Origin of the sequence: Streptomyces sp. NPDC059917 (genome assembly GCF_042730635.1) — a bacterium.
Lineage (GTDB): Bacteria > Actinomycetota > Actinomycetes > Streptomycetales > Streptomycetaceae > Streptomyces.
This window is the reverse complement of the sequence record NZ_JBHWLC010000035.1, coordinates 61,884-85,391: the sequence shown is the minus strand read 5'-3', so window position 1 is coordinate 85,391 and position 23,508 is coordinate 61,884. Positions and strand designations below refer to the sequence as shown.

The 23,508-nt window shown below is 73.2% G+C and carries 18 protein-coding genes, 1 rRNA gene and 1 pseudogene; 15 read left to right on the top strand and 5 right to left on the bottom strand.

Annotated features, from left to right (window positions below):
- From rrf to ACFWAR_RS21290, 3 genes and pseudogenes are all read left to right on the top strand, one after another.
- Positions 1-91 (top strand): 5S ribosomal RNA (gene rrf, locus ACFWAR_RS21300); the annotation flags it as partial.
- Between the two features lie 183 nt (positions 92-274).
- Positions 275-1,309: pseudogene (locus ACFWAR_RS21295) on the top strand (hypothetical protein); the annotation flags it as partial.
- A gap of 639 nt (positions 1,310-1,948) precedes the next feature.
- Complete coding sequence (locus tag ACFWAR_RS21290; RefSeq protein WP_385779353.1) at positions 1,949-2,938, top strand: tetratricopeptide repeat protein; 990 nt, start codon at positions 1,949-1,951, stop codon at positions 2,936-2,938.
- Positions 2,939-3,032: 94 nt separating this feature from the next.
- Here ACFWAR_RS21290 and ACFWAR_RS21285 read toward each other — a convergent pair whose 3' ends face one another.
- Positions 3,033-4,328, bottom strand: a complete 1,296-nt coding sequence (locus ACFWAR_RS21285) for a DUF1015 family protein (protein WP_385779342.1) — start codon at positions 4,326-4,328, stop codon at positions 3,033-3,035.
- A gap of 84 nt (positions 4,329-4,412) precedes the next feature.
- Between ACFWAR_RS21285 and ACFWAR_RS21280 the strand changes: the two genes are divergently transcribed.
- The 4 genes from ACFWAR_RS21280 (at position 4,413) to ACFWAR_RS21265 (ending at position 8,647) form a co-directional block, all read left to right on the top strand.
- Positions 4,413-5,477, top strand: coding sequence for an HAD hydrolase-like protein (locus ACFWAR_RS21280; RefSeq protein ID WP_385779351.1), 1,065 nt, complete (start codon positions 4,413-4,415; stop codon positions 5,475-5,477).
- A 103-nt stretch (positions 5,478-5,580) separates the two neighbouring features.
- Positions 5,581-6,627: a FecCD family ABC transporter permease gene (locus ACFWAR_RS21275; RefSeq protein ID WP_385779340.1), complete on the top strand. Its 1,047-nt coding sequence runs from the start codon at positions 5,581-5,583 to the stop codon at positions 6,625-6,627.
- A complete protein-coding gene (locus ACFWAR_RS21270) occupies positions 6,624-7,709 on the top strand; it encodes a FecCD family ABC transporter permease (protein ID WP_385779338.1) in 1,086 nt (361 codons plus the stop codon). Before ACFWAR_RS21275 ends, ACFWAR_RS21270 begins: the two co-directional genes overlap by 4 nt.
- A 92-nt stretch (positions 7,710-7,801) precedes the next feature.
- Entirely contained in the window at positions 7,802-8,647 is an 846-nt protein-coding gene (locus ACFWAR_RS21265) for an ABC transporter ATP-binding protein (protein ID WP_385779336.1), read from the top strand.
- Here the strand turns inward: ACFWAR_RS21265 and ACFWAR_RS21260 are convergent.
- On the bottom strand, positions 8,644-8,997 hold the full coding sequence (locus tag ACFWAR_RS21260; RefSeq protein ID WP_354384088.1) for an SCP2 sterol-binding domain-containing protein: 354 nt from the start codon (positions 8,995-8,997) through the stop codon (positions 8,644-8,646). The genes ACFWAR_RS21265 and ACFWAR_RS21260 overlap by 4 nt on opposite strands.
- Positions 8,998-9,061: 64 nt before the next feature.
- Here ACFWAR_RS21260 and ACFWAR_RS21255 point away from each other — a divergent pair, with 64 nt between their 5' ends.
- The 6 genes from ACFWAR_RS21255 to ACFWAR_RS21230 all read left to right on the top strand — a co-directional run bounded on the left by ACFWAR_RS21255 (position 9,062) and on the right by ACFWAR_RS21230 (position 15,392).
- Positions 9,062-9,331 (top strand): hypothetical protein, encoded by a 270-nt coding sequence (locus ACFWAR_RS21255; protein WP_385779334.1) that lies wholly within the window; start codon positions 9,062-9,064, stop codon positions 9,329-9,331.
- A 7-nt stretch (positions 9,332-9,338) separates the two neighbouring features.
- Positions 9,339-10,154 (top strand): TlyA family RNA methyltransferase, encoded by an 816-nt coding sequence (locus ACFWAR_RS21250; RefSeq protein WP_354384090.1) that lies wholly within the window; start codon positions 9,339-9,341, stop codon positions 10,152-10,154.
- Positions 10,151-11,071 (top strand): NAD kinase, encoded by a 921-nt coding sequence (locus tag ACFWAR_RS21245; RefSeq protein WP_385779331.1) that lies wholly within the window; start codon positions 10,151-10,153, stop codon positions 11,069-11,071. The genes ACFWAR_RS21250 and ACFWAR_RS21245 overlap by 4 nt, the downstream gene beginning before the upstream one ends.
- A 116-nt stretch (positions 11,072-11,187) precedes the next feature.
- Positions 11,188-12,954: a DNA repair protein RecN gene (gene recN, locus ACFWAR_RS21240; protein WP_385779349.1), complete on the top strand. Its 1,767-nt coding sequence runs from the start codon at positions 11,188-11,190 to the stop codon at positions 12,952-12,954.
- Positions 12,955-13,034: 80 nt separating this feature from the next.
- Entirely contained in the window at positions 13,035-13,766 is a 732-nt protein-coding gene (locus ACFWAR_RS21235; protein WP_354384092.1) for a hypothetical protein, read from the top strand.
- A 522-nt stretch (positions 13,767-14,288) separates the two neighbouring features.
- On the top strand, positions 14,289-15,392 hold the full coding sequence (locus tag ACFWAR_RS21230; protein WP_385779329.1) for a glycosyltransferase family 4 protein: 1,104 nt from the start codon (positions 14,289-14,291) through the stop codon (positions 15,390-15,392).
- 75 nt (positions 15,393-15,467) lie between these two features.
- On the opposite strand, the gene ACFWAR_RS21225 is transcribed toward ACFWAR_RS21230, so the two are convergent.
- The 3 genes from ACFWAR_RS21225 to ACFWAR_RS21215 form a co-directional block, all read right to left on the bottom strand.
- The gene (locus tag ACFWAR_RS21225) at positions 15,468-17,084 is read right to left on the bottom strand and encodes a PucR family transcriptional regulator (RefSeq protein ID WP_385779327.1); all 1,617 of its coding nucleotides are present in this window, start codon (positions 17,082-17,084) and stop codon (positions 15,468-15,470) included.
- 47 nt (positions 17,085-17,131) lie between these two features.
- Positions 17,132-18,514 carry an FAD-binding oxidoreductase gene (locus ACFWAR_RS21220; protein WP_385779325.1) on the bottom strand — a complete coding sequence of 461 codons (1,383 nt, stop codon included), beginning with the start codon at positions 18,512-18,514 and terminating at the stop codon, positions 17,132-17,134.
- 257 nt (positions 18,515-18,771) lie between these two features.
- Positions 18,772-20,577, bottom strand: coding sequence for a glycoside hydrolase family 15 protein (locus ACFWAR_RS21215; RefSeq protein WP_385779323.1), 1,806 nt, complete (start codon positions 20,575-20,577; stop codon positions 18,772-18,774).
- Positions 20,578-21,013: 436 nt separating this feature from the next.
- On the opposite strand from ACFWAR_RS21215, the gene ACFWAR_RS21210 reads away from it, so the two are divergent.
- Together ACFWAR_RS21210 and ACFWAR_RS21205 are read left to right on the top strand one after the other, a co-directional pair.
- Positions 21,014-22,648 carry a CTP synthase gene (locus ACFWAR_RS21210; protein ID WP_385779321.1) on the top strand — a complete coding sequence of 545 codons (1,635 nt, stop codon included), beginning with the start codon at positions 21,014-21,016 and terminating at the stop codon, positions 22,646-22,648.
- Between the two features lie 100 nt (positions 22,649-22,748).
- Positions 22,749-23,369, top strand: coding sequence for an NUDIX domain-containing protein (locus tag ACFWAR_RS21205; protein ID WP_385779319.1), 621 nt, complete (start codon positions 22,749-22,751; stop codon positions 23,367-23,369).
- Positions 23,370-23,508 lie beyond the last annotated feature (139 nt).

The following is a 23,508-nucleotide window of genomic DNA, read 5'->3' as shown; positions in this document are numbered from 1 at the left end:
GCCCGGTTACATTTCGAACCCGGAAGCTAAGCCTTTCAGCGCCGATGGTACTGCAGGGGGGACCCTGTGGGAGAGTAGGACGCCGCCGAACAATCTTTCAAAGGACCCTTGGTCCAGCGTTCAACGCTGGACCAAGGGTCCTTTTTGTTTTTATTCGATTTGCGCCGAAGCGCGGCCATGGGTTGGTTGCGCAAGAATGACTAGCGGTACCCCGAAGACAGGAGTCACACCCATGTCCAACTCTCCCGACGATCGTCCGGAGCGCGAGCCTCGTCGTAACGACGGCGGTGACAGGGGCGGCTACCGCGGGGGCCGTGACGACCGCGGTGGTGATCGCGGCGGGTTCCGTCGTGACGACCGTGGTGGGCGTCCCCAGGGTGGTGGCGGCGGTTTCCGTCGCGACGACCGTGGCGGCGACCGTCCCAGCTTCCCCCGCCGCGATGACGACCGCGGTGGCTTCCGTGGCGGTCGTGACGACCGTGGTGGCGACCGCCCGCAGGGCGGCGGCTTCCGTGGTGGCGACCGTCCCAGCTACCCGCGCCGCGATGACGACCGTGGTGGGCGCCCGCAGGGTGGTGGCGGCGGTTTCCGTCGCGACGACCGTGGTGGCGACCGTCCGAGCTTCCCGCGTCGCGATGACCGTGGTGGCGACCGTCCGCAGGGCGGCGGCTTCCGCCGTGACGACCGCGGTGGCGACCGTCCCAGCTTCCCGCGTCGTGATGACGACCGTGGTGGGCGTCCCCAGGGTGGTGGCGGCGGTTTCCGTCGCGACGACCGTGGTGGCGACCGTCCGAGCTTCCCGCGTCGTGATGACCGTGGTGGCGACCGTCCGCAGGGCGGCGGTTTCCGCCGTGACGACCGTGGCGGTGACCGTCCGAGCTTCCCGCGTCGTGATGACCGTGGTGGCGACCGTCCCCAGGGCGGCGGTTTCCGCCGTGACGACCGTGGTGGCGACCGCCCGAGCTACCCCCGTCGCGATGACGACCGTGGCGGGCGTCCCCAGGGTGGTGGCGGCGGTTTCCGTCGCGACGACCGCGGTGGCGACCGTCCCAGCTTCCCGCGTCGTGATGACGACCGTGGTGGGCGCCCGCAGGGTGGTGGCGGCGGTTTCCGTCGCGACGACCGCGGTGGCGACCGTCCGAGCTTCCCGCGTCGTGATGACCGTGGTGGCGACCGTCCGCAGGGCGGCGGTTTCCGCCGTGACGACCGTGGCGGCGACCGCCCGAGCTACCCCCGTCGCGACGACGACCGTGGGAGCCGTCCGAGCTTCCCGCGTCGTGATGACGACCGTGGTGGGTTCCGTGGCGGTCGTGATGACCGTGGTGGCGACCGTCCGCAGGGCGGCGGCTTCCGTCGCGACGACCGCGGTGGCGACCGTCCCAGCTACCCGCGTCGTGATGACGACCGTGGTGGGTTCCGTGGCGGCCGTGACGACCGCGGTGGCGACCGTCCGAGCTTCCCGCGTCGTGATGACCGTGGTGGCGACCGTCCGCAGGGCGGCGGCTTCCGTCGCGACGACCGCGGCGAGCGTCCGAGCTACCCGCGTCGTGATGACGACCGTGGTGGGTTCCGTGGCGGCCGTGACGACCGCGGCGGTGACCGTCCGAGCTTCCCGCGTCGTGATGACCGTGGTGGCGACCGTCCGCAGGGCGGCGGCTTCCGTCGCGACGACCGTGGCGAGCGTCCGAGCTACCCCCGTCGTGATGACGACCGTGGTGGGTTCCGTGGCGGCCGTGACGACCGCGGCGGTGACCGTCCGAGCTTCCCGCGTCGTGACGACCGTGGTGGCGACCGTCCGCAGGGCGGCGGCTTCCGCGGCCGCGACGACCGTGGCGGCGACCGTCCCAGCTACCCCCGTCGCGACGACCGGGGTGACCGTGGTGGCGACCGTGGTGGGTTCCGTGGCGGTCGTGACGACCGCGACAGCGACTACCGCGACCGCGAGCCGATCAAGCGCCTTCCGATCGACGACGACGTCACCGGTCACGAGATCGACGCGGACGTTCGCCAGGAGCTGCTGAGCCTGCCGAAGGGTCTCGCCGAGGAGGTCTCGCGCAACCTGGTCATGGTGGCCCGGCTGATCGACGAGGACCCGGAGCAGGCCTACGCCTACGCCCGCATCGCGCTGCGGCTGGCCTCGCGCGTCGCCGCCGTCCGTGAGGCCGCCGGTTTCGCGGCGTACGCCACGCAGAAGTACAGCGAGGCGCTCGCCGAGTTCCGTGCCGCCAAGCGGATGACCGGTTCGGTCGAGCTGTGGCCCGTCATGGCCGACTGCGAGCGCGGCCTCGGCCGTCCGGAGCGGGCGCTGGCGATGGCCGGCGAGCCCGAGGTGCAGAAGCTGGACAAGGCCGGCCAGGTCGAGATGCGTCTCGTCGCGGCCGGTGCCCGGCGGGACATGGGGCAGCTCGACGCCGCCATCGTGACCCTGCAGAGCCCCGAGCTGGCCTCCGCCACCGTGCAGCCGTGGACCGCCCGTCTGCGGTACGCCTACGCCGACGCCCTGCTGGCCAACGGCCGCGAGGACGAGGCGCGCGAGTGGTTCGCCAAGACGATCGAGTCCGACAAGGACGGCTCGACCGACGCGTCCGACCGGCTCGCCGAGCTGGACGGCGTCGAGTTCGTCGACGCGATGGACGACGACGATGACGACGACCGCGCCGCGCTCAGCGACGAGGACCGTCGGGTCCAGGACTCCGACGACAAGGGCGTCGTCGAGTACTACGACGAGGACGACGACGAGTACGAGCCGTCCGACGTCCGCGACGAGGACGAGGACGACTCCTACGAGTCGGCCGAGGCCCGCGAGGTCGACGACGAGGACGACGAGGACGAGCTGATGGCCCGCGCCGAAGCCGACGCCGACGTCGCCGACGAGATCCTCGTCGAGGACGACGAGCTCGACCGCGCCGCCGAGGACACGGGCCGCGACAAGGCCTGACGCACGGCGTGAAGCATGAAAGAAGGGCGGTACCCCCTCGGGGGTACCGCCCTTCTTCATGTCCGGGGCCGGTCCGGGGCCGACGGACCCGCGGTCAGTTCAGGCTGCGCAGGACCAGCCCGGTCGCCGGCTTCGGGCCGAAGGAGGTGGACTTGCGGGGCATCGTGACGCCCTGGCGCGCCAGTTCCCGGACCACGTCCTCGCGTACCGGGTGGAGCAGTACCGCCGTGCCGCCGTTGCGCTCGGCCATGTCGACCGTGGCCTCGGTGTCGTGGATGTACATGATGTGCTCGGCGGAGTCGGGGACCTGCCACAGGGCGTCCAGCAGCGTCGCGTGCAGGACGGTCGCGTCGAGCCGTCGCCAGGCCTCGGGGCGGTCGTGGCGGACCGTGCGGTCGATCAGTTCCGGGTCGGGGTCGGTGACCAGGTGGAAGCCGCCGTCGCCGGTGAGCAGGAAGGCGTTGCCGGCCTCGGAGGCCGCGCCGAGGGCGGTCAGCGCTTCGTCCAGCGTGCCCTCGATCCGGCGGACGCGGAACGAGCCCTCCAGTGCGGCCAGCGCGTCGGCGACCGGCAGGCGGCGCAGCATCCGGTGGATCGCGCGGACCTGGAGCGGGTAGCGGGCCGTGTCCACGAGCAGGACCAGGCCGAAGTCCCACGGGGTGGGGCTGAGGTGCTCCTCCTGGAGGCGCAGGTACGTCGCCCAGCGGTGGTGGCCGTCGGCGATGAGGGCCTGGCGGTGCCCGAGGTCGGCGGTGACGGCGGCCAGTTCGGCGGGGTCGGTTATGGCCCACAGCCGGTGGCAGAAGCCGTCCTCGGTGGTGGTGGACAGCAGCGGCGGGCGCTCGGCGGTGGCCTCGACCACGTCGGCCGCCCCGGTCTCCCCGGTGGGGCCGCCGTCGTCGCTGCGGTAGGTCAGCAGCAGCGGTTCCAGGTTGGCGGAGGTCGCGCGCATCAGACCGGCGCGGTCGGTGACCACGTGCGGCATGACGTCCTCGTGCGGCAGCACGATCCCGGCGTCGGCCGTGGACAGGGCGAGCGCGCCGATGACCCCGCGCTGGAGCATGTCGCCCCTGCGCTGCTCGTAGACGTAGAGGGCGGGTTCCGGATCGGCGCTGAGGATGCCCTCGGCGAGCCAGTCGTGCAGGGTCCGGGCGGCCTGTTCGTTGCGCGCGGAGGGGGTGTCGGCCTGCGGCAGGATGAGGCGGACGATGTTGTGGGGATCCGCTGATTCGAGGTGATGGAGTCCATCAGGTCGGACGACCACGTCGTAGGGGGGTGAGGTGACGGCGGCGAGGCTGCCGACGCGCTCCGGGACGTAACGCAGCCCGTGGAATGGCATCAGGCGCAGCCCGTCGTGCATTCCGTGTTCCTCGGTACCAAGAGTGGTCATTGGTGCATGGTAAGTCCCGTCTCAAGGTGCGGGATGATCAGAACGAGCACGGAACTGGCCAGATGGGACGAAGGGACGGTCACGATGACCCGGCAGAGCAGGACCAGGCCCGCGGGCAGCGAGCGGAGTCTGCACCAGGCGTACGACACGGCCCTGCTGGACCTCGACGGGGTGGTGTACGCGGGGGGCGAGGCGATCGCGCACGCGGTGGACTCGCTGCTGGCGGCCCGGTCCGAGGGGATGCACCTCGCCTACGTCACCAACAACGCCCTGCGGACCCCCGACACGGTCGCCGAGCACCTGACCGAGCTGGGCATCCCCTCCGCGGCGGCCGAGGTGATCACCTCGGCGCAGGCGGTGGCCCGACTGATCGCGGATCAGGTGCCCGCCGGATCGAAGGTGCTGGTCATCGGTGGTGAGGGGCTGCGGGTCGCGCTGCGCGAGCGCGGGCTCGTGCCGGTGGAGTCGGCGGACGAGGAGGACCTGGCGGCGGTGGTCCAGGGCTTCGGCGGGCCGGACATGCCGTGGGGGCGCTTCGCGGAGGCCTCGTACGCGATCGCGCGCGGGGTGCCGTGGTTCGCGTCCAACACCGACCTGACGATCCCGAGCGCGCGGGGCATCGCGCCGGGCAACGGCGCCGCGGTGGAGGTCGTACGGATCGCCACGGGCGCGGAGCCGCAGGTGGCGGGGAAGCCGCTGCCCCCCATGCACCGCGAAACGATCCTGCGGACCGGGGCCCAGCGGCCGCTGGTGGTCGGGGACCGGCTGGACACCGACATCGAGGGCGCCTTCCACGGGGAGGTGGACTCGCTCCTCGTGCTGACCGGGGTGACGGACGGGGCGCAGCTGCTGCGGGCGGAGCCGAAGTACCGGCCGACGTACGTGGACCGGGACCTGCGGGGGCTGCTGACCGGGCAGCCCGAGGTGGTCGGGGCCGGGGACGGCTTCCGCTGCGGGGCGTGGACCGCGGTCGCCCGGGACGGCGTACTGGAGCTGCGCGCGGCGGACGAGGACGGGGTGGACGCGGGGGGCGATCCGCTCGATCCGCTGGACGGGCTGCGGGCGCTGTGCGCGGCGGCCTGGACGCACGCGGGGGAGGGCTCCTGCACCCTGGACGCGGGCAAGGCGCTGGCCCGGCTGGGCCTGTAGGTCCGCCGCTCGCGGCGCGGGTCCGCTCCTCGGGGACGCGGACCCGCGCAAGGGGCCGTTCGGGGGACCTGGAGAAGGTGGAGGGTAGGCTAACCTAACCTGCGTGTTGGTCGAGAGTCCCCCCGAACAGAGCGCGGCCGTGACGGCCGCCCCCCGCCCGCGCCACGGCGCGCGCGCCGCCGGTCTGCTGGCCGCCCTGGTGGTGCTGGCGCTGATCGCGCTGGCGAGCATCGCCGTGGGCGCCAAGCAGATGCCCCTCGAGCAGGTCTGGCACGGCCTGTTCCACTACACGGGCACGCCCGCGGACGTGGTGGTCAAGGACCTCCGGGTGCCCCGGACCATCCTCGGCCTGATGGTCGGCCTCGGCCTCGGCCTCTCCGGCGCGGTGATGCAGGCGCTGACCCGCAACCCGCTCGCCGAACCGGGCATCCTCGGCGTCAACGCGGGCGCCGCGGCGGCCGTGGTCTCCGCCATCAGCTTCTTCGGGGCGTCCACCCTGAGCGAGTTCGTCTGGTGGGCCTTCCTGGGCGCCGCCGTCGTCTCCGTGGTCGTCTACGTGCTGGGCGGCAGCCGCAGCGCCACGCCGGTCCGGCTCGCCCTCGCCGGTACGGCGGCCAGCGCCGCGCTCGTCGGCTACATCAACGCCGTACAGCTCATGGACAACAAGGCGCTGGAGAAGCTGCGCTTCTGGACCGTCGGCTCGCTGGCCTCGGCCAACATGGAGACCGTGCGCCAGGTGGCGCCGTTCCTCCTGGTGGGCGCGGTCCTCGCGCTCTGCCTGGGGCGGCCGCTCAACGCCATGGCGATGGGCGACGACACCGCGCGGGCGCTCGGCGCGAACCTGACCCTGACCCGGATCTCCGCCGTGGTGGCGATCACCCTGCTCTGCGGTGCGGCGACCGCGGCCTGCGGGCCCATCACCTTCGTCGGGCTGATGATCCCGCACCTGGTGCGCTTCTTCACCGGGCCGGACATGCGCTGGGTGCTCGTCTACTCCGCGGTGCTCTCGCCGGCCCTGCTGCTCGGCGCGGACGTCATCGGCCGGGTCATCACCCGTCCGGCGGAGCTGCAGGTCGGCATCGTCACCGCGCTCGTCGGCGGGCCGGTCTTCATCTACCTCGTCCGGCGCAAGAGGATGGCCCAGCTGTGAACGCGAAGACCGAGACCGCCGAGAGCGTCGTGAAGGGCGCGACGGCGCGGAAGGTCCGGGGGGTGCGCACGCCCGGCGGGATCTCCCTGCGGGTGGAGCCGCGCGCCGTGGCCGTCGGCCTGATCCTGCTGGCCGCCGCGCTGGTGCTGGCCGTCCTGCTCATCGGGACCGGCGACTTCCAGATCGCCCCGCTGGACGTCATCAGGACCCTGGCCGGCAACGGCACCCCCGCCCACGACTTCGTCATCAACGACCTGCGGCTGCCGCGGGTGATCGTCGCCCTCCTCGTCGGCGCGGCCCTCGGGATGTCCGGCGGCATCTTCCAGTCGGTCTCCCGCAACCCGCTCGGCTCGCCGGACGTGCTCGGCTTCGGCTACGGGTCCGCGGTCGGCGCGCTCGTCGTGATCATCCTCTTCAAGGGCGACGCGAGCGCGGTGGCCACCGGTGCGATCGTCGGCGGCCTGCTGACCGGCGCGGTCGTCTACCTGCTCGCCTACAAGCAGGGCATCCAGGGCTACCGCCTCGTCCTCGTCGGCATCGGCGCCTCCGCGATGCTGATCGCCGTCATCCAGTACCTGCTGACGAAGGCCCAACTGGTCGAGGCCTCCCGGGCGATGGTCTGGCTGACCGGATCGCTGGCCGGGCGGGACTGGGCCCAGGTGTGGCCGCTGCTCGTGACCTGCCTGGTGGTCTTCCCGCTGGTGCTGGGCCAGGGCCGGGCGCTGCGCATGATGGAGATGGGCGACGACGCCGCGTACGCGCTGGGCGTACGGGTGGAGCGCACCCGGATCCTGCTGATGCTCGCGGCGATCGTCCTGATCACGGCGGCGAGCGCCGCCGCCGGCCCGATCAGCTTCGTCGCGCTGGCCGCGCCCCAACTGGCGCGCCGGTTGACCCGCTCGCCCGGCTCGAACCTGCTCTCGGGCGCGCTCATGGGCGCCGTACTGCTGCTGCTGTCCGACTGGGCCTCGCAGCGCGTCTTCGGCTCCGACCAGCTCCCGGTCGGCGTGGTGACGGGCCTGGTCGGCGGCGTCTACCTGCTGTGGCTGCTCGTCACGGAACGCAAGGCGGGCCGGATATGAGCGCACGCCGCGTCGATCGCCCCGCCGCACGCCCCGTGAACCAGCCCGTGAATCGGCCCGCGACCCGGGCCGGAACCCAAGGAGTACCCCAAGTGCAGCGGCTGACCGCGCAGAACGTCACCCTCGGATACGACCAGCGGGTCATCGCCGAGAACCTGTCGGTGGAGATCCCCGACAACTCCTTCACGGTGATCGTCGGTCCCAACGCCTGCGGCAAGTCCACCCTGCTGCGCGCCCTGTCGCGGATGCTCAAGCCCGCGGCCGGGCAGGTGCTGCTGGACGGGCACGCGATCGGCTCGATGCCCGCGAAGAAGGTGGCCAAGACGCTCGGCCTGCTCCCGCAGTCCTCGATCGCCCCGGACGGCATCACGGTCGCCGACCTGGTCTCGCGCGGCCGCTACCCGCACCAGGGCCTGCTGCGCCAGTGGTCGCCGCAGGACGAGCGGATCGTCGAGGAGTCGATGGCCTCGACCGGGGTCGCCGAACTCGCCGACCGGGCCGTGGACGAACTCTCCGGCGGGCAGCGCCAGCGGGTGTGGATCGCGATGGCCCTGGCCCAGCAGACCCCGCTGCTGCTGCTGGACGAGCCGACGACGTACCTGGACATCCAGCACCAGATCGACGTGCTCGACCTGTGCGCGGAGCTCCACGAGGAGCAGGGGCGGACGCTGGTCGCGGTGCTGCACGACCTCAACCACGCCGCCCGCTACGCCACGCACCTGATCGCGATGCGCGACGGCGAGGTGGTCGCCGAGGGGCCGCCCGCCGAGGTGGTCACCGCCGAGCTGGTGGAGCGGGTCTTCGGGCTGCGCTGCCAGATCATCGACGACCCGGAGACGGGGACCCCGCTGGTGATCCCGGCCGCGCGCAGGGCCCGTACGAAGACCCCCGCGGCCCCGGCCCCGGCCGAGGTCGAGCCCGCCTCGGCGACGGCCTAGAGGAGGCTGCGCAGCCGCAGCAGGTCGCGGAAGCCGGCCTCCAGGCCGACCCGGCCGGAGGCCCAGGCCTTCGCGAACCTCAGCTCGCCCGCGACCATCGCCAGGAGGTCGTCGCCGCTCATCGAGAGGCGGATCTCCGCTTTGGCGCGGGGCGGCCCGGGGTGCGGCGAGGCCGCGTCCACCCGGATCCGGCCGCCGTCGAGGCGGCCCGTGAACGTCTGGTCCAGATCGGTGATGTGGCAGCTCAGGGAGCGGTCGAGCGCGACCGCGCCGCGCACGTCCCCGTCGGATCCGGCCAGGTTGTCGGAGAGTTTGTCGAGTGCTCCGCGGCACTCTTCGATCGTCGCCATGGTGATCCCGACCGTACCGCAGAGCCGTGCGTGGCGGCGGCCCGCTTCGGGGTAGCGTCGGAGCATGACCGACGAAGCGCCCGAGGCCGTGCCCCAGGCCGTGCCCGAGGCCCCGCCCGAGCCGGGCGGCCCCGCGCCGCTGGGCCTCGTACGCACCCCCACCGGCCACGACCCGGTGGACGCGGGGCTCGAACGGCTGGCGGACGCCGACCACCTCCCGGCGGACGGGCACCTCGCCGTGTACGAGGATGTACACCGGGCACTGCGCGACGAGCTGACCGCGCTCGACGCGCCGCCGCCCGCACCGACAACGCCGTACGACCTCAGGAGCTGAACCGAACGTGGCAGGAGTGGCACGCCGCCGCCTGGACGCCGAACTGGTGCGCCGCAACATGGCCCGCTCGCGCGAGCACGCCGCGCAGCTGATCGCCGCGGGCCGGGTCACCGTGGGCGGGGCGACCGCGACCAAGGCCGCCACCCAGGTCGAGACCGCCGCGGCGCTCGTGGTCCTCAAGGACGACAGCGACCCCGACTACGTCTCGCGCGGCGGCCACAAGCTGGCCGGCGCGCTGGACGCCTTCCGCCCCCACGGGCTGGTCGTCGAGGGCCGCCGGGCGCTGGACGCCGGCGCCTCCACCGGCGGGTTCACCGACGTACTGCTGCGCTCCGGCGTCGCGCACGTCGTCGCCGTCGACGTCGGCTACGGGCAGCTCGCCTGGTCGCTGCAGAGCGACGACCGGGTCACCGTGAAGGACCGGACGAACGTCCGCGAGCTGACGCTGGAGCAGATCGACGGGATCCCCGCCGACCTGGTCGTGGGCGACCTCTCCTTCATCTCCATCGGCCTGGTGCTGCCCGCGCTGGTGCGCTGCACCGCGCCGGACGCCGACCTCGTGCTCATGGTCAAGCCGCAGTTCGAGGTCGGCAAGGACCGGCTCGGCAGCGGTGGCGTCGTCCGCAGCAGCGAACTGCGGGCGGAGGCCGTGCGCGAGGTCGCCCGGCAGGCGGGGAAGCTGGGACTGGGTGTGTTGGGCGTCACCGCGAGTCCCCTTCCGGGCCCGTCCGGCAACGTCGAGTATTTTCTGTGGCTGCGGGCGGGGGCACCGGCGCTCGACCCGGCGGATGTTGACCGTGCAGTGGCGGAGGGGCCGCAGTGACAGATTCAGCAACGGGTGGGGCAGCAACGCGCACCGTCTTCCTGCTCGCGCACACCGGGCGGCCCGCGGCCATCCGCAGCGCCGAGCTGGTCGTCCAGGGCCTGCTGCGCTGCGGACTGGGCGTGCGGGTGCTGCGGCACGAGGCGGCGGACCTGCCCCTGCCGCCCGAGGTGGAACTCGTCACCGAGTCCACCCCCGGCGTCCTGGACGGCTGCGAGCTGCTGATCGTGCTGGGCGGTGACGGCACGCTGCTGCGCGGCGCGGAGTTCGCGCGCGGCTCCGGGGTGCCGATGCTGGGCGTCAACCTGGGCCGGGTGGGCTTCCTCGCCGAGGCCGAGCGGGACGACCTGGACAAGGTCGTCGACCGGGTGGTCACCAAGGCGTACGAGGTCGAGGAGCGGATGACCCTCGACGTGGCCGTCCACAACAACGGCGACGTCGTGCACCGGGACTGGGCGCTCAACGAGGCGGCCGTCCAGAAGGTGTCCCCGGAGCGGATGCTCGAAGTGGTCCTGGAGATCGACGGGCGGCCGGTGACCGGCTTCGGCTGCGACGGGATCGTCTGCGCCACCCCGACCGGTTCCACGGCCTACGCCTTCTCCGCGGGCGGACCGGTGGTCTGGCCCGAGGTCGAGGCCCTGCTGATGGTCCCGATCAGCGCCCACGCGCTCTTCGCGAAGCCGCTGGTCACCTCCCCGGACTCGGTGCTCGCGGTGGAGGTCCAGCCCGGTACCCCGCACGGCGTCCTGTGGTGCGACGGCCGCCGCACGCTGGAGCTGCCCGCCGGGGCCCGCGTGGAGGTCCGCCGGGGCGCCGTCCCGGTCCGGCTCGCCCGGCTGCACCACGCTTCCTTCACCGACCGCCTCGTCGCGAAGTTCGCCCTCCCGGTGTCGGGGTGGCGCGGGGCGCCGCACTAGGCCGTCTCCCCGACCCCTCCGGGGGCCCGCCCCCTAACCTCCCCGTCCCGGCGGTCGCTCGTCCGATCGAGGGCGGTCGCCGCGGGGACGGCGCATGGCGCGCGGGAAACCTCGGTATCGTCTGGGGCGTGCTTGAGGAGATGCGGATACGGTCGCTCGGAGTCATCGACGACGCGGTGGTCGAGCTGTCGCCCGGTTTCACCGCGGTGACGGGCGAGACCGGTGCGGGCAAGACGATGGTCGTCACGAGCCTCGGGCTGTTGCTCGGTGGGCGGGCCGACCCGGCGCTCGTACGGATCGGGGCCAAGGCCGCGATCGTCGAGGGCCGGATCGTGCTGCGCCCGGGCGCACCCGCCGCGCTGCGGGCCGAGGAGGCCGGGGCCGAGCTGGACGACGGCGCCCTGCTGATCAGCCGCACGGTGTCCGCGGAGGGACGTTCCCGCGCCCACGTGGGCGGCCGCTCGGTCCCCGTCGGCCTGCTCGGCGAGCTGGCGGACGACCTGGTCGCCGTCCACGGGCAGACCGACCAGCAGGGCCTGATGCGCCCCGCGCGCCAGCGCCAGGCCCTCGACCGGTACGCCGGTGACGCGGTCGCGGTCCCGCTGGAGAAGTACGCGGCCGCCCACCGGCGGCTGCGGGCGGTGGCCGGCGAACTGGACGCGATCACCACCCGGGCCCGGGAACGGGCCCAGGAGGCGGACCTGCTGCGCTTCGGCCTGGAGGAGATCGCGGCCGTGGAGCCGCTGCCCGGCGAGGACGTCGAGCTGGCGGCCGAGGCCGAGCGGCTCGGCCACGCCGAATCCCTGGCCTCCGCGGCGGCCGCCGCGCACGCCGCGCTCGCCGGCAATCCGGAGGACCCCGAGGGCGTCGACGCGAACACCATGGTCGCGGGCGCGCACCGGGTGCTGGAGTCCGTGCGCGCCCACGACCCGGCGCTCGGCGCGCTCGCCGAACGGATCGGGGAGCTGGGCATCCTGCTCGCCGACGTGGCGGGCGAGCTGGCCGGTTACGCCGACGGGCTCGACGCGGATCCGCTGCGGCTGGCGGCGGTCGAGGAGCGGCGCGCCGCGCTGACCCAGCTGACCCGCAAGTACGGGCACGCCGCCGCGGCCGGAACCACCGTGGACTCCGTCCTGGAGTGGGCCGAGCGGGGCTCCGTACGCCTCCTGGAACTCGACGGGGACGACGACCGGATCGAGGAACTGACCGCCGAGCGCGACGCACTGCGCTCCGAACTGTCCGGCCTGGCCCAGGCGTTGACCGACGCGCGGACGGAGGCGGCCACGCGCTTCGGCTCCGCCGTCACGGCCGAACTGGCCTCGCTGGCCATGCCGCACGCCCGCGTGAGCATCGACATCCGGCAGGCCGAGGACCCCTCGGGCGAGGGCGTCGAGGTGGGCGGTCGCGTGGTGACCTACGGGCCCTCGGGCGCCGACGAGGTGGAGCTGCTGCTGGCCCCGCACCCGGGCGCGCAGCCGCGGCCGATCGCCAAGGGTGCCTCCGGCGGTGAGCTCTCCCGGGTGATGCTGGCGGTCGAGGTGGTCTTCGCGGGCTCGGACCCGGTACCGACGTACCTCTTCGACGAGGTCGACGCGGGCGTCGGCGGCAAGGCGGCGGTCGAGGTCGGCCGGCGCCTCGCGAAGCTGGCGAAGACCGCGCAGGTCGTCGTCGTCACGCACCTCCCGCAGGTGGCGGCCTTCGCGGACCGGCAGCTGCTGGTGGAGAAGACCGTCGACGGGTCCGTCACCCGCAGCGGCGTCACCGTCCTGGAGGGCGAGGAGCGGATCCGCGAGCTGTCGCGGATGCTGGCCGGCCAGGAGGACTCGGAGACGGCCCGGGCGCACGCGGAGGAACTGCTGGAGACCGCGCGCGCCGACGGGTAGGGCCGTGGCCGCGCGGTCGGCGCGGCACCCGCCTTTTTTAATCGGATGTGCTTGCGGCGCACGGTTGTTAGGTTCGCCGTGTGCCGAAGCTGAATCAGATCATCGCAGTCGAAAAGGGCGTCAAGTCCAAGGCCCTCCAGGAGCTGACCCAGGCTCACCAGGACGTGCAGAAGCCCGCCCTGCTCGCCGGCATCTCCCGGACCTACCAGCCCAAGGACGAGGAGGGCGAGCAGCTGCCGCCCGAGTCCACGCGGGTGCAGATCAAGGCCGAGGACGCCCTGCGGGCGACCGCGGGGACGCTGACCCGGCTCTTCGACGTGACCGCGACGAAGGACTGGGCGAACCGGTCCGCCGTCGCGGACGTGGTGGTCGACGGCACGGTACTGCTGCCCCAGGTGCCCGTCCCCTACCTGCTGTTCCTGGAGAAGCAACTCACCGACCTGCACACCTTCGTGCGCAAGCTGCCGGTGCTCGACGCCTCCGAGTCCTGGAACCTGGACCCCTCGACGGACTCGTGGAAGACGGACCCGGTGCGGACCATCCGCACGAAGAAGGTCCCGCGCAACCACGTGAAGGCCGAGGCCACGGAGAAGCACCCGGCGCAGGTCGAGGTGTACTACGAGGACGTACCGGTCGGCTACTGGACCACGGTGAAGTTCTCCGGCGCGCTGCCCGCCCGACGGGTCAACGAGCTCCTCGACCGCGTCGAGAAGCTCCAGCAGGCCGTCAAGTTCGCCCGCGAGGAGGCGAACAACACCGAGGTCACCGACCAGCGGATCGGTGACGCGGTCTTCGGCTACCTCTTCCGGTAGCCCCACACACGCCCCCCGTCGCGAGCGGGGGGTGCGCGATGAGCGCAAGCTGAAACTGATGTTGAAGCTGAAGAAGGGGTGTCAGTTGGGGGTTCGAATCCCTCCCCCCGCACCACGTGCGGGGGTGGCCCAAGCCCGGCAGAGGCGGCCCCGTCAATCTCAGATTCTCGCTCCAGTCTCAGTATTCGCCGCCGAACACCGGATCGACCGAGCGCGGGCGAACATCGACGGATAGGGGTTCAAGTCCCCTCGGCGCCTCTCTCGTGGCGCTGTAGTTCAAAGGCAGAACACGTCGATCTCAACATGACCCGCGGTTCTTAAACGCCGTCGGTGTGCGCAAATGGGTGGCAAGCTGGAGCCCGGGAGCTGGACATGCTCCCGGGCTCCGTCACCTATGTGGGTGATAGCCGGGGCCATGTGACGGGCTCTCGCACGGGATCCGCACCCGTATGGTCCCGGAACGCGCGTGCGGGCTGGCATCCTGGGCGACGTCCCTGACTCCCTCCTCCAGGAGCCCGGCCCGTGAGCAGCTCCGCGGTACCAGTCCCGGTCCAGCCGTACGGGCGACCTCCCCTGCGCACCGTCCAAGTCCTCGGCGCCGCCGGTGCGGGCAGCAGCGCCCACGTGCGCTCGCTCGCCAACGGGCTCGCCGCCCGCGGGCTGCGGGTGACGGTGTGCGCGCCCGCCGAAGCGGAGTGGGAGTACGACTTCACCGGCGCCGGGGCGCAGTTCGCCCCCGACGCGGTGAGTGCGCTGCGGGCCGCGTGCGCCGGCGCCGACGTGGTCCACGCGCACGGGGTGCAGGCCGGAATGCGGGCCGCGCTGGCCCTGCGCGGGCGCCGGGTGCCGCTGGTGGTGACCTGGCACGGCGGTGGACCCGGGGCCAAGGGCGCGCTCGGGCGGCTCGCCCGCCTGATGGAACGCCGGGTGGCGCGGGCGGCCGCGGTGGTCCTGGGGACCTCCTCGGACCAGGTGGACCTGGCCCGGCTGCGCGGGGCCCGCGACGCGCGGCTCGCCCCGGTGACGGTTCCGGGGGCGCGGGCCCGGTGCGACCTCGACAAGGTCCGGGCGGAACTGGGCGTGGTGGAACGGCCGTTGCTGATCGCCGTCGGCAGTCTGGTGGCGCACCGCGGCTACGGGGTGCTGCTGGACGCGGCGCGGGCGTGGCGGACGCTGGACCCCGTACCGCTGCTGGTGATCGCGGGGGAGGGGCCGCTGCGGCCCGAGTTGACGCGCCGGATCGTGGACGAGGATCTGCCCGTACGGCTGCTCGGGCGGCGCCCGGACGCGGCCGAGCTGCTGGCCGCGGCCGACGTCGCGGTCCTGCCGAGCCGCTGGGAGGCGCGCTCGCTGCTGGCCCAGGAGGCCCTGCGGGCCGGGGTGGCGCTGGTGGCGACGGAGGTCGGCGGCGTGCCGGAACTGGTCGGCGAGGCGGCGGTGCTGGTGCCGTACGGGGACGCGGAGGCCCTGGCCGCCGGGGTGAGCGGCCTGCTGTCCTCCCCGACCCGGCGGGCCGTGCTGGCGGACGCCGGGCGCGCCCAGGCCGCGACGTGGCCGTCGGAGGACGACACGGTGGCCCAGGTGCTGTCCGTGTACGACGAACTGATGGAACGCTGGGGCCGCTGACCGGCGCCGGGGCCGGGTGGCCCCGATTCCAGCCCCGCCGGCGATTGAGGGGCCGCCGGGGGCGGGACCGGCGGGCTATGAGACGTGGCGGCGGGCTCTCAGGGCCAGGCTCAGGGAGAGGACCGTTTCGGGGTCGTCCAGGTCCGTGCCCAGCAGCTCCGCGATGCGGGCCAGCCGGTTGTAGAGGGTCTGGCGGTTCAGGTGCAGCTCCCGCGCCGTCTCCGCCTTGCGGCCCGCGTGGGCCAGGTACGTCTCCAGCGTCGGCAGCAGCGGCGGCTTCGAGGTCAGGTCGTGGGTGCGCAGCGCACCGATCGCCCGCTCCACGAAGGCGGCCAGATCCGGCTGCTCGCGCAGCCGCCACAGCAGCAGGTCGATGTCCAGGCGGCGGGCGTCGTACCAGGGCCGGGCGGGCAGACCCTGCGCGGCCGTCGCGGTCTCGGCCGCGTGCCGCAGTCCCGCGGAGGCCGCCGCCCAGCCGCCCGCCACCCCGACGACCACCGCGGGCGGAGCGCCCGCCCGGTCCAGACCGGCCCGCTCCACCCCGGCCCGCAGCGCCGCCGCGACCCGGTCGGCGACCGTCGTGCGCTCCGACTCGGCCCGCAGGGACACCAGCAGCGGCACCCGTCCCTCCACGGGCCGCACGCCCAGCAGCACCGGCACGCCGACCGCCGCCAGCTCCTCCAGCACGGCCCGCGCGAGCACCGCCCAGTTCCCCGACGGGCCGAGGTCGGAGGCGAGCCGCATCACGATCGGCAGCAGCGGCCCGGCGCCCGGCTTGAAGCCCAGGACGCGCGCCTGCGCCGGGGCGTCGTCGGCGCTGATCCGGCCCTCCGCGAGGTCGGTGAGGAAGTCCCCGCGCCCGCGCGCCGCCAGCTCGTCCTCCTGGCGGGCCTGCATCAGCACCACCGCCAGCACCCCCGCCGTCCGCTCCGCCGCCATCCGGTGCACCGGCAGCAGCGGGGCCGAGACCCCGAGCAGGACCAGCCGCGCCCGGACCGAACCGGTGCCGTGCCCGCCGCCCGGTACGTCGACCACCACGGCGTGCGCCGACGGCTCGGCCTCGCGCTGGCCGCGCAGGCCCTCCCAGACCTGGAGCGGGTCGGCCGCGGCCTCGCCCGCCGCGCTGGCGGCCGCGAACAGCAGCTGCCCGTCGGGGGTCTCCAGGAACACCGGGTTGGCGGTGAAGTCCGCGAGGATGCGCAGCACCTGGGGGATGCCGCCGCCGCCCAGCAGCGCCTCCGTACAGCGCCGGTGGACCTCCTCGGCGCGCTGGAGCAGGGCGTAGTGGCCGTTGACGATCTCGGTGTGGACCTCCTCCGTCACCGTGACGAAGGGCACCTCCCGGTGCAGTTGGACCAGCGGCAGCCCGGCGGCGCGCGCCGTCTCCACGATCGTGGCGGGCAGCTTGGTGAACCGCGGGCCCAGCTCGACGACGAGCGCGGCGATCCCCCGGTCGGCGAGCCGGCGCACGAACGCCCGCTGCTCGCTCGGCCGGGTGCCGAGGCCGAGCCCCGTGGTCAGGAGCAGTTCGCCGCCCTTGAGCAGGGAGGCGATGTTGGGGACCTCGCCCGCGTGCACCCACCGCACGGTGCGGCCCAGCCGGTCCGCGCCCGCCATGACCTCCGGCAGCCCGCTGCGCAGTCCCGGCAGCTCCAGTGCCCGCTGAACGGTGATCCCGCCCTGGTTGTCCATATCTCGGGACGCTATCAGGGGCCCGCGCGCCCTGATCCGGCCGGTGATCAGGCCGGTTTGATGTTGTGGTTGAAGCGGAAGACGTTGTCGGGGTCGTACTGGGCCTTCACCCCGGCCAACCGGCGCAGGTTCTCGGCGCCGAGCCCGGCCGCGACCCGCTCGGGGCCCTCGTCACCGGTGAAGTTGAGGTACACGGCGCCCGTGCTCCACGGCTCGGCGTCCGCCCGTACGTCCTTGACCCACCGGCGGCAGCGCTCGTCGTCGGCCGGGTCCTCCCAGGCCGCGAAGGGGTGCACGGCCCAGGGGGAATCCCGGTACGGCACCGGGTAGTCCTTCGGGCCGTCGGCGATCGCACCGCCCAGCGGGAAGAGCACGTGCTGGGTGGCGGTGGGCACCGGCATCGAGTGGGCGCGGGCGCAGAAGACGTCGAGCAGTGCGTCCGGAGCCCCCGTCAGGTACTCCGCCGACCAGTAGTTGCGCAGGCCCGGCGGGTCGTCGAGCATGCACTGGAAGTCGGCGTAGGGGATGGCCGTGACCAGCTCCGCCACGTGGGGCAGGGCCAGCAGCGGCCGCGCCACCGTGCGCATCTCCTCCTCGGTACCGGCGTACGTCACCAGCGCGCCGCACAGCAGGGTGCCGACCCGCTCGGGGGGTACGAAGGGGGCGGGCGGACCGGTCATGAAGATCACGCCGCCGCCGGCCCGGGGCGGGGCCGCCTCCAGCAGGTCGCGGTAGAGCCGGGCCACCTCGGGCCCGGACTCGGGCTCGTAGAGCACCAGCGCGATCGCGAAGGCGGGCAGCGGGTGGGCGCGCAGGGTCAGGGAGGTCGCGACGCCGAAGTTGCCGCCGCCGCCGTGCAGGGCCCAGAAGAGTTCGGTGTTGTCCTCGGCGGTCGCGGTCAGGGTCTCGCCGTCCGCGGTGACCAGGTCCACGCCGAGGAGGTTGTCCACGGCGAGGCCGAAGGCGCGGTCCAGCCAGCCGGAGCCGCCGCCGAGCACGAGCCCGCCGACGCCGGTGCTGGAGACGCGGCCGCCGGTGGTGGCGAGGGCGTGCGGGGCGCAGGCCCGGTCCAGATCGGCCATGAGGGCGCCGCCGCCGACCCGGATCGCGCGGGCGGCGGGGTGGACCGTCACCTCGTTCATCCGGCGCAGGTCGACGACGAGGGCGCCGTCGCCCAGGGCGTTGCCCGCGACGCTGTGGCCGCCGCCGCGGACCGCGACGGGCAGGGCCAGCTCGCGGGCGAAGCGGATCGCGGTGACGACGTCGGCTTCGCTCTCGCACTGGGCGATGGCGGCGGGGCGGCGGTCGACCATGCCGTTGAACACGGTGCGGGCGTCGTCGTAACCCGGATCGTCCGGGGCGAACACGTCGCCGGACAGGTCCTCGCGGAGCGCGGTGAGGGCCGCGCCCGCCTTCGAGAGGGGCGCCATGGCAGCCCCCTTCCGCGGAGGGGCACTGGACCCCTCCAGCCTAGGCCGCGCGCCCTCCGCCCCCGCCCCCCGGGCCTCCCGGCAGGGGGGGGGCGGTCCGATTCAGCCTCGCCGGCGATTGAGGCGCGGGGTCCGGGGTGGGGCCCTGGGCCTCCCGGCGGGGCGTGTGTGGCCTCCGGCGGCGCCTCAAACGCCGGCGGGGCTGGATTGGCTGGCCGGTTCAGCTCCCGCTGGCGTTTGAGGCGCGGGGTGGGGCGTCAGCCGCCGTAGGCGCCGCTGGCTGTGAGGCGGAGGGCGGTGTCGATCAGGGGGACGTGGCTGAAGGCCTGGGGGAAGTTGCCCACCTGGCGCTGGAGGCGCGGGTCCCATTCCTCCGCCAGCAGCCCGAGGTCGTTGCGCAGCGACAGCAGTCGCTCGAAGAGGCGGCGCGCCTCGTCCACGCGGCCGATCATCGCGAGGTCGTCGGCCATCCAGAAGGAGCACGCCAGGAACGCGCCCTCGTCGCCCTCCAGCCCGTCCACGCCCGCCTCGTCGCCGGCCGTCGGGTAGCGCAGGATGAAGCCGTCCGGGGTGGACAGCTCGCGCTGGATCGCCTCGATGGTGCCGATGACCCGCTTGTCGTCCGGCGGCAGGAAGCCCATCTGCGGGATGAGGAGCAAGGAGGCGTCCAGCTCCTTCGAGCCGTACGACTGGGTGAAGGTGTTGCGTTCCTTGTCGTAGCCCTTCTCGCACACGTCCTGGTGGATCTCGTCGCGCAGCTCGCGCCAGCGCTCCAGCGGGCCGTCCGCGTCCCCGCTCTCGATCAGCTTGATCGTGCGGTCCACGGCCACCCACGCCATCACCTTCGAGTGCACGAAGTGGCGGCGCGGGCCGCGCACCTCCCAGATGCCCTCGTCCGGCTCGTTCCAGTGGGTCTCCAGGTAGCGGATCAGCTTGAGCTGGAGCAGCGAGGCGTAGTCGTTGCGGGCCAGGCCCGTCATGTGGCCCAGGTGCAGGGCCTCGGTGACCTCGCCGTACACGTCGAGCTGGAGCTGGTGCGCCGCGCCGTTGCCGACGCGCACGGGCGTGGAGTTCTCGTATCCGGGCAGCCAGTCCAGCTCGGTCTCGCCCAGCTCCCGTTCGCCCGCGATCCCGTACATGATCTGCAGGTTCTCCGGGTCGCCCGCCACCGCCCGCAGCAGCCACTCGCGCCAGGCGGCGGCCTCCGCGCGGTAGCCGGTGCGCAGCAGGGAGGAGAGCGTGATCGCGGCGTCGCGCAGCCAGGTGTAGCGGTAGTCCCAGTTCCGGACGCCGCCGATCTCCTCCGGCAGGGAGGTGGTCGGCGCGGCGACGATGCCACCGGTGGGGCCGTAGGTCAGGGCCTTGAGGGTGATCAGGGAGCGGACCACGGCCTCCCGGTAGGGGCCGTGGTACGTGCACTGCTCGACCCAGTCGCGCCAGAACCCGGTGGTGGCCTCCAGCGCCGCCTCGGCGTCGGGCGCCTCCGGCGGCTCCTTGTGCGAGGGCTGCCAGCTGATGCAGAAGGCGACCCGCTCGCCGGGCGCCACCGTGAAGTCGGCGTACGTCGTGAGGTCCTTGCCGTAGGTCTCCGCGTCCGTGTCCAGCCAGACCGAGTCCGGGCCCGCGACCGCGACCGTACGGGAGTCCACCTTGTGCACCCACGGGACCACGCGGCCGTAGCTGAAGCGCATCCGCAGCGCGGAGCGCATCGGCACCCGGCCGCTGACGCCCTCGACGATCCGGACCAGCTGCGGGGCGTGGTCCTCGCGCGGTGGCATGAAGTCGGTCACACGCACCGTGCCGCGCGGGGTGTCCCACTCGGACTCCAGCACCAGGGAGTCGCCGTCGTAGCGGCGGCGGTCGGCCCGCGGCGCCGCGGTGCCCGGGGCGAAGGCCGGGCCGATGCGCCAGAAGCCGTGGTCCTCGGTCCCCAGGAGTGCCGCGAAGACGGCATGGGAATCGAAACGTGGCAGACACAACCAGTCCACCGAGCCGTCCCGGCAGACCAGTGCGGCGGTCTGCATGTCCCCGATCAGTGCGTAATCCTCGATGCGCCCGGACACGTTGGATCTCCAGTCGAACGGCCACGTCCGCCCCGAAGGGCGCTTGCGTTGTGCGATTCCCGCTGAGTGATATCCGAGCAGGATATGACGGCACCCTAGTGATCTCCTTAAGTCTTGGAAGAATATGCCTGAGCCAAACGGGTGACGGGTGTTGGCGTTGCCAACGGGCACGGGGGTGGTCGGCGGGGACCGTGGTGCGGACCCGTCCGCCGGGCGGCGCGCGCGTGGCCGGAGGCGGACTGTCCGGGTCGCTGATAGGCTGGTACCCCGTGGACCGGTGGTCTGCCTGTGCGAATCAGGAACCCCGAAACCGCAGCTCCGACGCCCCCGGACACTCCCTTACGGGACCCGGGGAAGGTGTCGGACTCACTCACCTCGCGACCACGGGAGCCCCCTCTTGGCGACGCCGCCCGCTGCTTTTCGAAACAGCACAGCCATGACGACCAAGCACATCTTCGTCACCGGGGGTGTCGCTTCGTCCCTCGGCAAGGGCCTGACGGCCTCCAGCCTGGGTGCGCTGCTGAAGGCGCGGGGCCTGCGGGTCACGATGCAGAAGCTCGACCCCTACCTGAACGTCGACCCGGGCACGATGAACCCGTTCCAGCACGGCGAGGTGTTCGTCACCAACGACGGCGCCGAGACCGACCTGGACATCGGCCACTACGAGCGCTTCCTCGACGTCGACCTCGACGGCTCGGCCAACGTCACGACCGGCCAGGTCTACTCGCAGGTGATCGCCAAGGAGCGGCGCGGCGAGTACCTCGGCGACACCGTGCAGGTCATCCCGCACATCACCAACGAGATCAAGCACCGCATCCGGCGGATGGCGACCGACGACGTCGACGTCGTCATCACCGAGGTCGGCGGCACGGTCGGCGACATCGAGTCGCTGCCGTTCCTGGAGACCGTCCGCCAGGTCCGCCACGAGGTCGGCCGCGACAACGTCTTCGTCGTGCACATCTCGCTGCTGCCCTACATCGGCCCCTCCGGCGAGCTGAAGACCAAGCCGACCCAGCACTCGGTCGCGGCCCTGCGCAACATCGGCATCCAGCCCGACGCGATCGTGCTGCGCGCCGACCGCGAGGTCCCGACCTCGATCAAGCGCAAGATCTCGCTGATGTGCGACGTCGACGAGGCCGCGGTCGTCGCCGCGATCGACGCCAAGTCGATCTACGACATCCCCAAGGTGCTGCACACCGAGGGCCTGGACGCCTACGTCGTGCGCAAGCTCGACCTGCCGTTCCGCGACGTGGACTGGAGGGTCTGGGAGGACCTGCTGGACCGGGTCCACAACCCCGACCACGAGGTCAAGGTCGCGCTCGTCGGCAAGTACATCGACCTGCCCGACGCCTACCTGTCGGTGACCGAGGCGCTGCGCGCCGGCGGTTTCGCCAACAAGGCCCGCGTCCAGATCAAGTGGGTCACCTCCGACGACTGCAAGACCCCGGCCGGCGCCGCCGCGCAGCTGTCCGACGTGGACGCGATCTGCGTGCCCGGCGGCTTCGGCGACCGCGGTGTCAACGGCAAGGTCGGCGCGATCACCTACGCCCGCGAGAACAAGATCCCGCTGCTCGGCCTGTGCCTCGGCCTGCAGTGCGTGGTCATCGAGGCCGCGCGCAACCTGGCCGGCATCGAGGACGCGAACTCCACCGAGTTCGACGCCTCGACCCCGAACCCGGTGATCTCCACGATGGAGGAGCAGCTGGCCTTCGTCGAGGGCGCGGGCGACCTGGGCGGCACCATGCGCCTGGGCATGTACCCGGCGAAGCTCGCCGAGGGCTCGATCGTGCGCGAGGTCTACGCCGACCAGCCGTACGTCGAGGAGCGCCACCGCCACCGCTACGAGGTGAACAACGCCTACCGCGGCGAGCTGGAGAAGAAGGCGGGCATCGTCTTCTCGGGCACCTCCCCGGACAACAAGCTCGTCGAGTACGTCGAGTACCCGCGCGAGGTGCACCCCTACCTGGTGGCCACCCAGGCCCACCCGGAGCTGCGCTCGCGCCCGACCCGCCCGCACCCGCTCTTCGCGGGCCTGGTCAAGGCCGCCGTGGCGCGCCAGCAGGGCAAGTAGTCGGCCTGGCCGCGCGGATGACCGCGCGGCGGTCGATACCGTAGGCAGCCGGGGCACGGGATCGTGCCCCGGCTGTCGCGTTTCCCGGGAGGGTATGGCCATGGGCATCACGGACACGGCGGAGTCGTGGGAGGTCGTCGACGCGAGCACGCCGTTCGAGGGCGCGAAGACGGCGGTCCGGTCGGACCGGGTCCGGATGCCGGACGGGACCGTCGTGGGGCGCGACTACCAGGTGCACCCGGGGTCGGTGTGCGTCCTGGCGCTGGACGAGGAGGACCGGGTGCTGGTGCTGCGGCAGTACCGGCACCCCGTGCGGCACCGGCTGTGGGAGCTGCCGGCCGGGCTGCTCGACGTGGTCGGGGAGAACCCCTTGCACGCGGCGCAGCGGGAGCTGTACGAGGAGACCCACGTCAAGGCCGGGGCCTGGTGGGTGCTGGCCGACTTCTTCGCCTCGCCCGGGGGGTCCGACGAGGCGATCCGGATCTTCCTGGCGCGGGACCTCGCGGAGGCGGACGAGGAGCGGTACGAGGCCTCCGACGAGGAGGCGGACATGGAACTGATGCGGGTGCCGGTGGGGGAGCTGGTGCGGGGGGTGCTGGCGGGGGAGTTGGCCAATCCCGGGCTGGTCACGGGGGTGCTGGCGCTGTCGGCCGCGCTCGCGGGGGGTGGCGTGGGGTCGCTGCGTCCGGCCGACGCGCCGTGGCCGGCCCGGCCGTACTAGTCCCGGCGGGGCTGGATTCGGCGGGGCCTCGGGGGACAGGGTCGGCCTCGCCGGCGATTGAGGCGTCGTCGGAGGGGCTGAGGGGGAGGCGGCGGCCCTTCGGGAGGGGATCGTGTGACCATCCGCTGATCCGATCGGG